The 14,639-nt window shown below is 68.7% G+C and carries 9 protein-coding genes; 6 read left to right on the top strand and 3 right to left on the bottom strand.

Annotation, left to right across the window (positions count from 1 at the left end; all coding sequences use genetic code 11):
- Window positions 1-52 precede the first annotated feature (52 nt).
- Together DL240_RS17980 and DL240_RS17975 are read right to left on the bottom strand one after the other, a co-directional pair.
- The gene (locus DL240_RS17980) at window positions 53-727 is read right to left on the bottom strand and encodes a hypothetical protein (RefSeq protein ID WP_158542738.1); all 675 of its coding nucleotides are present in this window, start codon (window positions 725-727) and stop codon (window positions 53-55) included.
- Between the two features lie 8 nt (window positions 728-735).
- The gene (locus tag DL240_RS17975) at window positions 736-5,175 is read right to left on the bottom strand and encodes a hypothetical protein (protein WP_158542737.1); all 4,440 of its coding nucleotides are present in this window, start codon (window positions 5,173-5,175) and stop codon (window positions 736-738) included.
- Between the two features lie 261 nt (window positions 5,176-5,436).
- Between DL240_RS17975 and DL240_RS17970 the strand changes: the two genes are divergently transcribed.
- The 6 genes from DL240_RS17970 to DL240_RS17945 all read left to right on the top strand — a co-directional run bounded on the left by DL240_RS17970 (window position 5,437) and on the right by DL240_RS17945 (window position 13,688).
- Window positions 5,437-7,449, top strand: coding sequence for a zinc-dependent metalloprotease family protein (locus tag DL240_RS17970; RefSeq protein WP_158542735.1), 2,013 nt, complete (start codon window positions 5,437-5,439; stop codon window positions 7,447-7,449).
- A 134-nt stretch (window positions 7,450-7,583) separates the two neighbouring features.
- The gene (locus DL240_RS17965; RefSeq protein WP_158542733.1) at window positions 7,584-8,258 is read left to right on the top strand and encodes a HEAT repeat domain-containing protein; all 675 of its coding nucleotides are present in this window, start codon (window positions 7,584-7,586) and stop codon (window positions 8,256-8,258) included.
- A gap of 236 nt (window positions 8,259-8,494) precedes the next feature.
- Complete coding sequence (locus tag DL240_RS17960) at window positions 8,495-9,442, top strand: GGDEF domain-containing protein (protein WP_111731285.1); 948 nt, start codon at window positions 8,495-8,497, stop codon at window positions 9,440-9,442.
- 96 nt (window positions 9,443-9,538) lie between these two features.
- Window positions 9,539-10,513, top strand: a complete 975-nt coding sequence (locus DL240_RS17955) for a hypothetical protein (RefSeq protein WP_111731284.1) — start codon at window positions 9,539-9,541, stop codon at window positions 10,511-10,513.
- A gap of 36 nt (window positions 10,514-10,549) precedes the next feature.
- Window positions 10,550-11,413: a formate dehydrogenase accessory sulfurtransferase FdhD gene (gene fdhD, locus DL240_RS17950; protein WP_111731283.1), complete on the top strand. Its 864-nt coding sequence runs from the start codon at window positions 10,550-10,552 to the stop codon at window positions 11,411-11,413.
- Window positions 11,397-13,688 carry an FdhF/YdeP family oxidoreductase gene (locus DL240_RS17945; protein ID WP_111731282.1) on the top strand — a complete coding sequence of 764 codons (2,292 nt, stop codon included), beginning with the start codon at window positions 11,397-11,399 and terminating at the stop codon, window positions 13,686-13,688. Before fdhD ends, DL240_RS17945 begins: the two co-directional genes overlap by 17 nt.
- Window positions 13,689-13,698: 10 nt before the next feature.
- On the opposite strand, the gene DL240_RS17940 is transcribed toward DL240_RS17945, so the two are convergent.
- Window positions 13,699-14,217 (bottom strand): hypothetical protein, encoded by a 519-nt coding sequence (locus DL240_RS17940; RefSeq protein WP_111731281.1) that lies wholly within the window; start codon window positions 14,215-14,217, stop codon window positions 13,699-13,701.
- Between the last annotated feature and the right edge of the window lie 422 nt (window positions 14,218-14,639).

The raw sequence follows: 14,639 nt of genomic DNA, 5'->3' as shown, positions 1-14,639 counted from the left end.
CCCCTCGTCCCCTCCGGAATCTTCCGACGTGCCCCCCTGGCACACAGCCCGCTCAGCCGGAGCGCCGCCCGGCTCCCACCGCCAGGAGCACCGCTCCCAGGGCCACCACCAGAGTCACGCCCCCCAGCACCAGCGCGTGCCCGGGCTCCGCGGACGCCGACGCCTCAGCCGCCTCCGCATCCGGCGCGCCCCCTTCCACCACCGGCAGATCGACCACAAAGGTAGGAAAACTCACATCGAAAACCATCGGCCAGACCCGCTCTCCCACCTGCGCTCGCCCCATATGCCGATAGCCCCCGGCGCCCTCCATCATGATGCGGTTCTCCAGCGTGACCGCCTCGGGGCGCTCGGCGCAGGTTGAACTCACATGCAGATGCACCCGACCGTCCTGACCGAGCAAGTTCACAAACTGCCAGTCCTCCAGGCGACACGCCTGACCATCGGCCCACACCCGCACCCGGCGTACCATGTACGAGGCCATCTCCTCCTGGTGGGGCTCCAGCATCGCCAGCCGCACCGACTCGCCATGGTCCAACCACCCCAGATGATGGGCCAAATCCGCCCCCGACACGCTCACCAGCTGCTCGACCTGCCCGGTGGCCTGGTCGATCTCGACCACGTGCATGCTCTCGTCGCTCTGGTGCGCCCCGGCCACCGAGGCCCGGCCCATCCCCAGCACCAGCACCAGCACCGCCGCCGCCAGCCCCCGACCCATCCATCTCATCATCATCCCACTCACTGCCTGCTCCTTGATCGCGAAAACACATAGACCGCGCCGCCCTCACAGGCGCAGATCAGCATGCGCATCGACATCCTGACCTGGTGAATCGGCGCCGGCACCTGCACTTCCTGCGCCGGGTCGCTCTCCCCCGGGGCGTAAATCAGCATCCGTCCGTCCTCCCCGGCGGTGACCAGGTAGCCATCTTCGCGATAGGCCACCGCGCGCCCCTCGCCATGGTGTCCCCACAGCGTACGCGGGCGGCCGTCGCCCTGGCGCATCACCCGCACCGCCCCGCTGGCCTCCACCCAGGCCACCTCTCCCTCGCGGGTGGCCAGCGCCATCACGCGGCCCCGGCCCTCGATCTGGTCGATCAAGAATCCCTGCGCATTCCAGAAACGCACCTGCCCGTCGACGCTGGCGCTGATCGGCCCCCGAGCCCCCAGGGCCACCGCGCTGATCGCCGCCGGATGCGTGGCCAGCTTGCCCACGCAGACCCCCCGCTGCAGATCCCAGATCCGCACGCGCCCCCGGGCGTTGCCGGTGATCACGCGGCGAGTGTGAGGATCGATTGCGGCACAGCGCAGAGTGTCGTCGCCGGTGGAGATCACCGCCTCGGCCACCCGGGTAGTCTTGCCCAGCGCGGCGCGCGGCAGCATCCACAGCCCGATCCGCCCATCGCTGCCCACCCCGCATAACGAGGCCTCATCCACCAGAAAATCGAGCGCGATCAGCGCGCTGCTCACGCCAAACTGCGTCTCCAGCCCGCCGGAGGGGTTCCAGAGGCTGACCTGCCCGCTGCCGCCGCAGATCCCCAGCCGCCGTCCCGTCTCGGCGCTGGCCAATACCAGCGCGCCGCGCTCGTTCACGCGCACCTGATGCGTCGGCTCATAATCGCTCAACGCCGCCGAACGACGCTTCAAAATTCCCATCGGCGGCGCGCCGGTCACCGCCCGATCCCAAAACTCCACGATCGCCAGCCCCACCCGCTGTGCCACCTCCTGCTCCGAGGAGTCCGGCTCGGGCTCGGGCACCCCGAGCTCCTCGTCGCCCCCCTGGTTCCCGGGCGTCAGCCGCGCCGAGGCTTCTGCCGCGGCAGGCCCCATCGCCCCGCTGAGCCCCCCGATGGCCCCGGTGGACTCATCGCCCAGCGTCATATCGGCCAGCTCGGCATCGGCGCGCAACACGTGCCGCAGATGTTTGAGCCCCTCGCCAGCGTCCTCGTCCACCGGGGCGCGCCCCCCCAGGGTCTTCTCTCGCCAGGCAAAGCGACTCAAATCGCGGGAGCGCTCTGAGCCCTCCCCCGACTCCCCCGGCTCCCCAGGGTCCACTGGCGAGCGCGTGCCGCCGGGCGCATGAAAGAGCCCGCCCCACATATGCGTGGCGTTGCCGTAGCTCTCATCCACCTCGTCGTTCTCGTCGCGCACCGCGGCCGGGCGCTCTTCGGCAACGGGCAAGGGGGTATCTTCCGCGTGGCCCCGCGCCGGCGTCGTCGGCAACACCGGCGCGCCCAAAACCTCGGCCGGGTCCAGCACCTCGGTCAACGCCTCGCCACGAGCCGCCTCCGGCTCCGGCTCCGCGCCCCCGCTGCCCACCCCGAAGGGCCCCCGGGGCGCATCCTGCGCCCTCTCGTTTGCATCCAGAAAAGAGGTCAGCGTGTGGGCCCCCGACGCCTCGGCGTGACGCGGTGCCTCGGCCTCCCGCACGACGGACTCCAGCGCGACGGGCTCCTGCACAACAGACTCCGCGTCGCCCTCCATCTCCGATGCCCGCGCCAGCGCCTCCACCCGGGAGACTTTTAGCTCGTGGGTGGAATCCACCCCGGAGGGCACACTGGTGATCGCGACGTCTGCATCGGGAAGAGCGGCCGCGTCGGGAAGAGCCGCCGCGTCCTCCGCCGGCGTCGGCGTCGACTCCCGCGGCTCCCCGGCCACGCTCGCCACAAACACCTGCTCAAAGTCCAGCGCATCGGGCACCAGCGCGATGCTCGCATCGCCGGGCTTCAGCGGCACCGGATTGTAGAGAGGGTCCCGGCCCGGCGCCTTGCGGGCCTGCTCGGGCGCCCCGGCCCGCACAGCCGCCGCCGACACCTCGCGGATCACCTCCGAGGGCAGATCAAAGCCCGGGCCCATGATCTCCAACGGGTCGACCTCCGAGACCTCCGCGCGCTCCACCACCTCGGAGGCCTCGACCCGAGTCTCCTGCGGGGCCTCGTCCCCTTCCTGCTTGAGCCGCTGCGAGGCCGCCCGCAGGCGCGCCAGAAGCGAGGGCTTCTCCTTTGACGGTGCCGACACGCGCCCCGGCCGGGGCAGCCCTCCCTCTTTCAGCCCCGCCAGCCCCTTCTTCTCAATCGAAACCCCCTTCTTCAGCCCCTTCCGGCCCGGCGCTTCCGTCGAGAAACCCTCCTGTACCGCCGGGAGAGACCCTTTCTTGGCCAGGAAACCCTCCTGTACCGCCGGGAGAGACCCTTTCTTGGCCAGGAAACCCTCCTGTACCGCCGGGAGAGTCCCTTTCTTGGCCAGGAAACCCTCCTGTACCGCCGGGAGAGTCCCTTTCTTGGCCAGGAAACCCTCCTGTACCTCCGGGAGAGTCCCTTTCTTGGCCAGGAAACCCTCCTGTACCTCCGTCGGAGCCTTTTCGGGCGTCACAGCGCTCGTTGCCCCTCGTTCGGACAGCTCTCCCTCGGCGACCTCGGAGATCGCACTGCGGACAAGGTCGCTCAGCCCCTGCTCCGCGCGCCCCCCGGCCAGAGGCAAGCCTTCCAGGGTGCGATCGCTCTCCGGCAGAACCGGCGGCAAGTGCCCCTCGGGCTCCCGCGACGGGCCCTGTGTGGCTTGGGAGGCGCTTTCCGGAGTCTCGACCTCGTCGGCCAGCGGCAGCTCGGCGAGGCGCGGGCTTACCGCGCTCTCGGGATGCTCGTGGCTCCAGGCGTTGAACCAGGCCTCGGAGGAGTCTTTGACATCGGCCTCGCTCAGCGCCTCCAGAGCTTCTTCCAGCGCGTCGAGATCCGCGTCGATATCCGCGTCGCCGCTCGGAGCCGGATCCGGGACGGGGCGCGCCAGGTTTGCCGGCGTCTCATCCGCCACCGGCGGCTCGTCCTCCGTCGAGGCGCCTGGGCCTTGCTGCGACGTGCGCTCCTCAGGGGCGAAGACGCGCTCGGCGCTGACCATCGCCTCGTCCATCACCGCCAGCGCGCTGCGATGTTCGGCGCGCTCGCCAGGCCGGCCGCGCTCCTCAAAACGCCGCACGCTGGCACTTGCCTCCGCCGGCGCGCGCCCGGGCTCCTCACCAGGCGCCTCGCTCGGCCCCCCGGCGAAGCTGGCCAGGTCAAAATGCCCCCCGAGCTCAAAACGCGCCACCGGAGCCTGGCCCAGCACCCGGACGCAGGCCATCGTCTCCAGCGACCACACCCGGGCGGTGCCATCACGCGAGAGGCTGGCCAGAAGCCCCGGCTTCAGCCACATCATGTCGGTGACCCAGTCGGCGTGACCGCTCAACACCCCCTCGAGCTGGCCGCGCGCCCAATCCCACACGCTGAGCCTGCCGTCGTACGACGCCGCCACCACCAGCGTGGTGCGCGGCACCGCCATCAGCCGCACCACGTAGTCCTGGTGAAACCCGCAGATATAACGCGGCTTCAACGGCAAGGCCCCAAACATCCCCACGCTGTTATCCCAGGACGCGCTCACGACCACCGCGTCGCCCCCGGCCCAGCACACATCATCGACCCAGCCGGCATGATCAAAGCGCACCGCATCTAAGGGTTCCTCTGCCTCCAGGTCCCAGAGGTACACGCCGTTATCCATGCACCCGGAGGCCAGGCGGCGTTGATCGTCGCTAAACGCCAGCGCCAGCGGCCAGCCCCCCGAACCGCGCAGCTCCCGGACCACCTCCAGGGGCTCAGCCTCATTGAGCACCGTGGACCAGATCGCGATCAGGCGATCTCGCCCCGAACTGGCCAGACGCGCGCCATCTGGCGAGAAGCAGAGCACCTCGATCGTATCCCCGTGGGCCCGGGCCCGGGCCACCCGCGGAGCGTCCGCCCCGAGGAGCTCCAGCAGGACCACCTCGCCAGTCTCAGCTCCGGCCGCCAGCCGGTGACGCCCTCCCTCCGCCTCCCGATGACTCGTCGCGGTGACCAGGCGCAGATCCAGCACCACCTTCCACAGGGTGCGCAGCCCGACGCCTTGCTCCCCGGACTCCACCACCGACGTCAGATCCCAGCCCACCACCTGACCGCTGCTCAGCGCGGTGATGAGCACCGTCTTGTCGATCGCCAGCCCCACCACCTGACCGACCCCCTCCAGACGCAGCTCTCCCACAGGAGCAAGCGCCTCCGGCTCCCCGGCGCCAGCCAGGGTCCCCTCATCGAGCTTCCAGATCTCTATCGGCGCGCTCCCCACCGCCATGGCGAAGAGACGCGACCCTGCGTCATGGGCGAACAACGGGCGCTGCACCATATCCCTCTACCCTCTGCTGCGAAGATTCGACCGCCAGCCCGGCCGGGGGGGCGACGCGCCGCGCGATGCGGCCGTGGGAACCTCGAAACACTACGCCATCGCCCCCACGCTGAAAAGAGCGGCGCCACTGAAGGGACTTACCGGCATCGCTGGACACGCCGGCCGCACCGGGGTTCAATGACTCCGCTCACCTGCCACCTTATCCCGGGCTCGTGCACCCTTAAGTCTCCCCTGACCGCCTTCTGCTTGAGATCGACCATGCTCTGCTCCCCTCCCCGCGCGCTGCTTCCCCTTCTTTTGGCCCTGATCGCCCTCCTGGGCCTGAGCGCCTGCGAGCAGCTCCAACAGGTCGCGGAGTTTGTCGACTCCATCAGCACCGGCGCCCCCTGCGAGAGCGGCTTTGACTGCCTGGGCGGCACCTGCTTTGGCGAAGACCAGGGCTTTGGCGGCGGCTACTGCTCGGAGCTCGGCTGTGAGCAGGAGGGCTGCCTGGGCTTCTCCTCGGAGTGCCTGATCCTGCCGGTGGCCGGCCTCACCGGAGAGTCCGCCTGCTTTGAGCGCTGCGCCCTCGACAACTCCTGTGACCGGATGGGGGAGGGCTACGTCTGTACGCTGGTCGACGACACCGCCATCTGCCTGCCCGAGGGGCTCAACGTGGGGCAGGAGCCCGGCAAACCCGGCGCCCCCTGCACCAGCGACGTGGCCTGCCAGGAGGGCCTGACCTGCCTGACCAACCTCTACGGCGGCTACTGCACGCGCCTGAACTGCGATTCGGACGACGGCTGTCAGGACGGAGCCCGCTGCGTCACCCTGAACCCACAGGCGCCAGCCGAAGACCAGGTCCTGGCCTGCATGGCCGCCTGCCAGCAGGACCAGGACTGCCGCTTCGGGTATGAATGCCGCCCCGGCAGCGCCGAGGAGCCGGCCTACTGCCAGGAAACAGAAGCCCAGGAGGGCCCCCGCAACCCCCAGGGGGCCGACGACGGGGAGCGCTGCGCCTCGAACCTGAGCTGCAAGGGCGCGGCCTGCATCCGGGAGCTCGAAAAAGACGATGGCCAACGCTCCTTCCCCAACGGCTACTGCACCACGCGCTACTGCGCCGACGATGGCGACTGCAACGGCGGCATCTGCGTGGTCCAGAACACCACCCCCGGCTGCATGGCCGCCTGCACCACCGACGATGACTGCCGCCAGGGCTACACCTGCCGCAGCGGACGGGAGGGGCGCGCCTTCTGCGACTCCATCGCCGCCCCGCCGGCCATCGACGTCACCGGCGCCCAGGCCCTGGAGATCTCCTGCGGCTCCCGCACCACCTACCCGGTGGAGGTGGCCACCGGCGCGCAGAGCTTCCTGCTCACCCCCTTTAACCCGGGCGGCACCGCCCTGGAGCCCCGCTCGTTGCAACGCCCCGACGGCTCCACGCTCAACATCCCGCGCGACTACGCCTTCCACGCCATCAACCCGGCGATCTTGACCTCGATGGCCCCGATGCTCTTCCCGGCCTCCGATGACACCTCGTTAGCCCGCACCTTTGGCGCGGGCACCTACACCCTCAACGTGGCCTCCGACGCCGCCGAGACCTGCCACTACGTCATCGCGCAACCCGCGCCGGGCACCACCCTGCACCTGCGCTTCTACCTGATCGGCGTGCCGGGCCTGAGCGCGGCGACCGCCGCCGCCCACTCCGACCTGCAGGCGGCCATCTCCACCATGCGCGCGATCTACAGCACGATGAACATCGCCGTGGAGGTCGCCCACTACACCGAACTCTCCCTGGAGTTGAGCGACTCCTACAGCATCATCCGCGACCTCGATGACGCCTTCGAGCTGGTGAGCCTCTCCCAGGCCCCGGGGGCCTCACTCGACGAGAACCTGGTGGTCAACGTCTTTCTGATCGACGACTTCGCAGTAGAAGACGCCCCGGGCCTGCTGGGCATCTCCGCGGGGCTCCCGGGGGCGGCCGGGCTCCACGGCAGCCCCTCCTCCGGCCTGGTCTTCTCGACCGCCGGGCTCGGACAGGACAACGCCACCGTGGGCCAGATCATGGCCCACGAGATCGGCCACTATTTGGGGCTGCGCCACACCACCGAGCACCTGGGCAGCGCCCAGGACCCGATCACCGACACCCCGAGCTGCCTCTTCCCCGACCTGGGTTACTTCTGCAGCGACGCCAAAAACTTCATGTTCCCCTTCTCCCTGGGCCCCGATCAGCGCCAGACCACCGCGGGGCAATCCTTTGTGCTGCGGCGCAACCCCCTGGTGCGCCCCTGAAAGCCGCCTGTGAATCCCGGGCACGCGCCCGACGTCTGACCCTGGTGCGCGCCCCCAAAGCCCGCGCTCTTGCTCACGCTGCTCCCTGACCTTTAAAAGGCCCGACCATGCGCCTTCGCTCCCTGACCCTCGCCATGCTCCTGTTATCTGCGCCGATGCTGGCGGCCGCGCCGGCCCGGGCCCAGTCCGCCCCCCTGACAAGCGCCCCCGAGGTGCCGGGCACGCCGGGGCGCCCCGATCCCGACGCCGGGGACAGCTCGACAGATGCCGGAGAGCCGCAGGGGGTCGCGCGCCTGCCCTTCGTGCTCGCGGGCTTTGAGCACTTCCCCGATCGCAAAGAACTCGACCGTCTGGCGCCCCCCGCCGAGATGATCGCCGGGCTCCAGAACCTGCTCTTTGATCCCGACCAACGCCCCCTCCTGCGCCTGCGCGCCATCGACGCCCTCAGCCTCTACGCGCATCCCGACGCCCATCTCCCCCTGGGACGCCTGGCTGCCGCCGATCACCGCCGCGACGACTTCCCCCTGGACGCCCCGGCCCGCACGCGCCAACAGGCTCGCCATCGCGCGCTCACCGCGCTGGCCCGCGCCGACCACCCCGAAGCCTTCGAGATCTGGCGCGACGCCCTGGGCCAAGACGACCTCCAGGTTCGCCTCACCGCCATCACCCTGCTGCGCCGCCACGCCCCCGAGCGCGCCCGGCCCCACCTCGAAAAACTCGCCGCCACCGACACTCGCCCCGCCGTCCAGCGCGCCCTGCTTCGCCCGATCGGGGGAGCCGACAACGCCCCCTCACGCCCCATCCCCTGACGCCCGCGCACCCCACGCAACCCCCTGTTCTCACGCGCTTTTTAAAGACCGACCCTTCAAAAACCCTCCCCGGGGACCACCCTTCCCTCCGGGTTGCCTGCAAAGGTTAAGTTCAGTATCCTCACCCCCGTCTACACCCCCCACACCTTTGATGGTCAGGCCCGCGCGCTGACCCGGCCGACCGGCTCCCCGGCCACTCGCACTTCATCCCCCAACCCGCTGCTGACGGCGTTAAGATGACCGACGATCATCCCTTCGACCACGACGATCTCTCGGAGAGCTCCGAGGCCACCCTGATCGTCGACGCGAACACCCTGCGCCAGGCCCGCGCTCAGCATAAGCAGGAGCGCGACCAGGCCTACCTCATCGTCATCTCCGGCCCGCACACCGGGAAGATGTTTAAGGTCGACAAGGCTCAGGCCACCCTGGGGCGCTCCTCCCGCGCCGACATCCGCGTCAACGACGTGGGCATCTCTCGCAACCACGCCCGCGTCATCGCCTACGGCGACGACGTCTTTGTCGAAGACCTGGAGAGCGCCAACGGCACCTACCTCAACGGGGACCGCCTGCTGCGTCGCCAACAGCTCAAAGACGGCGACAAGATCACCCTGGGCTCGACCACCATCCTCAAGTTCACCTACCACGATGAACTCGAGGAAAACTTCCAGAAGCAGATGCTCGACGCCGCCCTCAACGACGGGCTCACCGGCATCTACAACAAGAATTACCTGCTCAACCACCTCTCCACCGAGCTGGCCTTTGCCCTGCGCCACGGCACCTATTTGAGCGTGGTGATGTTCGACGTCGACCACTTCAAACCGGTCAACGACACCTACGGACACCTGGCCGGCGATATGATCCTGCGCCGCCTGGCAGAAGTCACCAGCGCCACGCTGCGCAACGAAGACGTCTTCGCGCGCTACGGCGGCGAAGAATTCACCATCGTCTGCCGGGGCACCCCCATCGATCAGGCCCAGGCCCTGGCCGACCGGGTGCGCATGGTCATTGAACGCACCAGCTTCGTGTACGAGGGCACGCCCATCCCGATCACGATCAGCCTGGGCGTGGCCGGCCTGCCCCACCACAGCGCGCGCACCCCGGAGGAGCTCATCGGACTGGCCGACCAGGCGCTCTACGACGCCAAACACGGCGGGAGAAACCGGGTGGGCGTGGCGCCTTTTTAAAGCGCCTCTCCTACGCGATCTTTAAAGAGAAGCCCGGACGATGATGTCCGGGCTTTTTTTTGCGCTTCTCCCACCAGCGCGTAGGCTGGCCCGGCCATGCATCCTCTCCTCGCACATATTCACCCCGCCCTGCGCACCGCGCTTCTGGCCTGGCTGACCAGCCGCGCGGCCCTGTGGGCCGCGCTCCTGCACACCGGCACCTGGGAGTCGCTGCGCATCTCGGAGTCGGCGCCCCTCTCCGGGGTGTTGAGCCACGTCTTCCAGGTGGCGTTGCAGACCGCGCCGGCCGGCCCCATGACCGCCGCGCTCACGCTCGCCCCCTGGGTGCTGGTGGAGCTGGCCACCCTCTGGGCCACGCTCAACGTGTACCGCTTCGCCCGCAACACCGAGCTGCCCCAGGTCGCCGAGCGCGCCGCCTGGCTCTGGTGCTTCAACCCCCTGCTGGCCCTCAACGCCACCGACTGGACCACCTCGATGGCCGCCGCGCTGGGAGCCGGCGCGCTGGCCTCGCTGGTGACCTACCGACCACGCACCGGCGCGCTGGCCGCCCTGGTCGCCATGGGCCTGCGCCTGGAGTTCATTGTGATGTGGCCGGCCATGATGCTCGCCGGCTACCGGGCCTGGCGCCCGGGCAAAGACCCGAAGGACACCCCCTGGCTCGGCGCGGTGGTGCCGCCGGTGGCCTTTGCCGGCTGGATGATGGTGGCCTGGCATAGCGGACAGCTGCGCCACCTGCACGGCGACGCGGCCTGGCGTGACTTCAGCGCGCTCACCCTGCCCCCGGCTCCCGAACTCCTCCTGTTAACCGCCGCGGTCGGCGCCGCGCTCCTGGCCCTGCGCTACGCCTCGCGCCATGCCACCTGGTATCTGGTAGCGGCGCTGCCCGCGCTGGTCTGGCCCTTTTTCCAGGTCCCGGCCTCCTTTGCCGCGGTAACCTTCGCCTGGGCCCTGCCCACCGCCGTGCACCTGGCCCTGGCCACCGACGATCGCGCCGTGGAACGCCCCCTCTTCGCCGGGCTGATCATCGCCTTTATGCTCTGCCTGCCCGGCGTCAACGTCGGCCCCCTCTGAGCCCCCCCGGCCAACCTCTCTCCGGGAGCAACGCCCATGTCCTCGGATGCCTCCACCCGCGCCTACGCCATCACCCGCGTGTACCGCGACCACCAGGACTCCCTCGACGACGAACTCGTGATCGAGGAGCCCATGGAGCTGCGCATCGACTTTGAACTGGCCGGCCACCGCGCCCAGCGCAGCCTCGCCATCACCATGCGCACCCCGGGCGACGACCCCCACCTGGCCCGGGGCTTTCTGCTCACCGAAGGCATCATCTCAAAGGAAGCCGACCTCCTCGATCTGCAACGCTGCAGCGACGGCGGCGACGAAGCCAGCCCCAACATCTGGCGCGCCACCCTGGCCCCGGGCTGCAACTTCGATCCGGGACGCCTCCAGCGCCACTTCTACAGCACCTCCAGCTGCGGCGTCTGCGGAAAGGCCTCCCTCGACGCGCTCCACCACCAGGGGGTGATGCCCGTGACCGCGGGACCGGTGATCAACGCCGATCTTCTCTTTGAACTCCCCGATCGCCTGCGCGCCGCGCAGGCCACCTTCGATCGCACCGGCGGGTTGCACGCCTGCGCCCTCTTCTCGCCAGGGGGCCAACTGCTCGATCTGGCCGAAGACGTCGGTCGCCACAACGCCCTCGACAAGCTCCTGGGCCGGGCCCTGCGCCAGGGGCTCTTGCCCCTCTCCGAACACATCCTCCTCTTGAGCGGCCGCGCCAGCTTTGAGCTCATCCAGAAGTCGCTGGTCGCCGGCATCCCGATCGTCGCCGCGGTGGGCGCCCCATCCTCGCTTGCCCTGGATCTCTCCCAGACCTACGCTCAGACCCTGGTCGGCTTTCTGCGCGATCAACGCCTCAACCTCTACACCCACCCTCAGCGACTTCGGTGCCCCGATGAGCGACAACGGTAAAAACCTCCCGGTCAAACTCCCCGAGCCCACCTCCTACGACAAGGCGGCCGGCGGCCTCGACGCGCTGATCTCCACGGCCCGCAACGTTCTGGAGCAACCCGGACTGATTCGGGGGGTGCGCGCGCTGGCCAACGTCAACCAGACCGAGGGCTTTGACTGCCCGGGCTGCGCCTGGCCCGACCCCGACCACCGCTCCGCCTTTGAATTCTGCGAAAACGGCGCCAAGGCCGTGGCCGACGAGGCCACCCGCTTTAAGGTCGACCCGGCCTTTTTTGAAAACCACCCCATCAGCGAGCTCCGAGAGCGCTCCGGCCACTGGCTCAACAAACAAGGCCGACTCACCCACCCCATGCGGCGTCGCCCCGGCTCCGACCACTACGAGCCCCTGAGCTGGGAGGAGGCCTTTTCCCTGATCGGCCAGCATCTCAACGCCCTCGATCACCCCGATCAAGCCCTCTTTTACACCTCGGGACGCACCTCCAACGAGGCCGCGTTTCTCTACCAGCTGCTGGCCCGCCAGCTCGGCACCAACAACCTGCCCGACTGCTCGAACATGTGCCACGAATCCAGCGGCACCGGCATGAACGAGGCCATCGGCGTGGGCAAGGGCACCGTCTCGCTCGACGACTTTGAGCAGACCGACGCCATCTTCATCTTCGGCCAGAACCCGGGCACCAACCACCCCCGCATGCTCAGCGCCCTGCAGGCCGCCCGCCGACGAGGAACGACGATTGTGGCGATTAACCCGCTGAAAGAGCCCGGGCTGGTGGCCTTTCAGCACCCCAAAGAGCTCTACCGCCGCCCCACCGACCTGGCCGACATCTACCTGCAGCTGCGCATCGGCAGCGACATCGCGCTGCTCAAGGGCCTGATGAAGTGTTTCGTGGCCGCCGAAGCCGAGCGCCCCGGCCAGGTCCTCGATCACGACTTCATCGCCACCCACACCCGGGGCGTTGAGGCGCATCTCGAAGATCTACACCAGACCTCCTGGGAGACCATCGTCCAGGAGACCGGCCTGAGCCGCGAGCAGATCGAAGCCGCAGCCCGGGTGGCCATCGACGCCCGCAGCCTGATCGCCTGCTGGGCCATGGGCCTGACCCAGCACAGCCACGGGGTGGCCAACATTCAGCAGGTCATCAACTTCCTGCTGATGCGCGGCTTTATGGGGCGCCCCGGCTCCGGTGCCTGCCCGGTGCGCGGGCACTCCAACGTGCAGGGCGACCGCACCATGGGCATCTGGGAAAAACCCACCGACGCCTTCCTCGACCGCCTGGGCGCCCACTTCGGCTTTGAGCCCCCCCGCGAACACGGCCTGGACACCGTCGGCGCGATCGAAGCCATGCACCAGGGCAAGGCCCGCGTCTTCATCGCCATGGGCGGCAACTTCCTGATGGCCGCCCCCGACACCGAACGCACCGCCGAGGCCCTGGAGCGCTGCGAGCTCACCGTGCAGATCTCCACCAAGCTCAACCACTCCCACCTGGTCACCGGCCAGCACGCCCTGATCCTGCCCTGCCTGGGCCGCACCGAGCGCGACCTGCAGGCCGGACGCCCCCAGTTTGTGACCGTCGAAGACTCCATGAGCGTGGTGCAGGCCTCCCGCGGCCACCTCCCCCCGGCTAGCGACCAGCTGATGAGCGAGCCCCGCATCGTGCAGCAAATCGCCCGGGCCACCTTTGATCCCGCCGACTCCCCGATCGACTGGACCCGCTTTGAGGGCCCCTACGATCCCATCCGCGACGCCATCGCGGCGGTGATCCCCGGGTTTGATGCGTTTAATCAGCGGATTCGCCAGAACCCCACCGGCTTTGTGCTCCCCAACGGCGCGCGCGAGCGCGACTTCCACACCACCTCCGGGTTCGCCAACTTCATCGTCAGCCCCATCCAGCCCCTGCCCCTCGCCGAAGGCCAGCTGGTGATGATGACCATCCGCTCCCACGACCAGTACAACACCACGGTCTACGGCCTCCACGATCGCTACCGCGGCATCCACAACAAACGCCGGGTCGTCCTGCTCAACCCCGCCGACCTGGCCGCGCGCGGCCTGGCACCGGGCGATCTCGTCGACCTGATCAGCCACTTTGAGGGCCAGGAGCGCCGCGCCGACGCCTTCGAGGTGGTGGCCTACGATATCCCGGCCGGCTGCGCGGCGACCTACTTCCCCGAGGCCAACCCCCTGGTGCCCCTCCAGCAGATCGACCGCAAGAGCCGCACCCCGGCCTCGAAATCGGTGATCATCTCGCTGGTCCCCTCCCGGCCCGCCGACGCCGCCTGAACTCCGGGGGCTACTCGGCCTGCTGCGCCTCGCGAATGAGCTGACGCGTCTCATCGTAGGCCCGATCGGCGTCGCGCTGAGCCTTGAGCCGCACCTCCCGGGCTTTGGCAGGCGCGATGCGCTCCAGCAGCACCATCTCCATATCCACATCGCGAAGCTCCTGCTCAGCCGGCCCCGCGCGCTCGGTACGCAAAAACTGCCAGGCGCAGGCCTGCGGCCCGGCCGCCCGGCCGTAGACCACGTAGCGCTCCTGCAGCGAGTCCCCCCGGGGACGCCACCCCGTGGTCACCTCCAGCGAATCCAGCTGGATCGAGACCCGCTCAAACCCCTGCTCCCAAAAATGCTGCTCCGCCCAGGGCAAGAGCGAGGCGCAGGCGGTGGGATAGACATGGGCACGCACCTCATGCTCCAGCCGAGCCCGGTAGGTCTGATCCCGCACATCGCGGGCATAACGCTCCGGCGCGCTCACACATCCGCCCAGCCCCCCCGCCATCCACAGGAGCGCGATCATGGCTGCGGCTCGCTCCATTTCTCCTCCTCGTGCAAGACCTGTTCAAACACCCTTCCCCCTGTTCATCCCCGAAATTAACCGGAGCATCGACCTTCCGGGCCCTGTTCAACCCCCTGATGAGGCTCGCCGGGGCGTCGTTGAACACCCGGGACGATCGCCGGTTCGGAAAATTGTTTGGTGTTTGACGCGCTGTGTCTAAGTTTCAATTCACATCGAAAAACCGCCCGAAATCGGGCCCTTAAGGGGGAACCACGCTCCAGAACCGACTCCGGATCCGGGGATCCTTTTGATCTTCGCTGGGAATATGCGCCCATTTTGCCTATGTTCTGAACAGGCAATCGCTGATAAACCCTGTTCATAACAACTTCAAAACGCGCACTTCCCCACCCCCGGACCCCACCATGATGACGTAAACGCAGTGACCACGACGTTTTAACACC

The organism is Lujinxingia litoralis (assembly GCF_003260125.1).
Taxonomy (GTDB): domain Bacteria; phylum Myxococcota_A; class Bradymonadia; order Bradymonadales; family Bradymonadaceae; genus Lujinxingia; species Lujinxingia litoralis.
This window is presented reverse-complemented; position numbering and strand designations above follow the sequence as displayed.

Excerpts from the sequence above, each read along its gene's own strand:
- DL240_RS17980 (WP_158542738.1), bottom strand. The coding sequence starts at position 727 with ATGATGAGATGGATGGGTCGGGGGCTGGCGGCGGCGGTGCTGGTGCTG.
- DL240_RS17970 (WP_158542735.1), top strand. The coding sequence starts at position 5,437 with ATGCTCTGCTCCCCTCCCCGCGCGCTGCTTCCCCTTCTTTTGGCCCTG.
- DL240_RS17965 (WP_158542733.1), top strand. The coding sequence starts at position 7,584 with ATGCTCCTGTTATCTGCGCCGATGCTGGCGGCCGCGCCGGCCCGGGCC.
- DL240_RS17960 (WP_111731285.1), top strand. The coding sequence starts at position 8,495 with ATGACCGACGATCATCCCTTCGACCACGACGATCTCTCGGAGAGCTCC.
- DL240_RS17955 (WP_111731284.1), top strand. The coding sequence starts at position 9,539 with ATGCATCCTCTCCTCGCACATATTCACCCCGCCCTGCGCACCGCGCTT.
- fdhD (WP_111731283.1), top strand. The coding sequence starts at position 10,550 with ATGTCCTCGGATGCCTCCACCCGCGCCTACGCCATCACCCGCGTGTAC.
- DL240_RS17945 (WP_111731282.1), top strand. The coding sequence starts at position 11,397 with ATGAGCGACAACGGTAAAAACCTCCCGGTCAAACTCCCCGAGCCCACC.
- DL240_RS17940 (WP_111731281.1), bottom strand. The coding sequence starts at position 14,217 with ATGGAGCGAGCCGCAGCCATGATCGCGCTCCTGTGGATGGCGGGGGGG.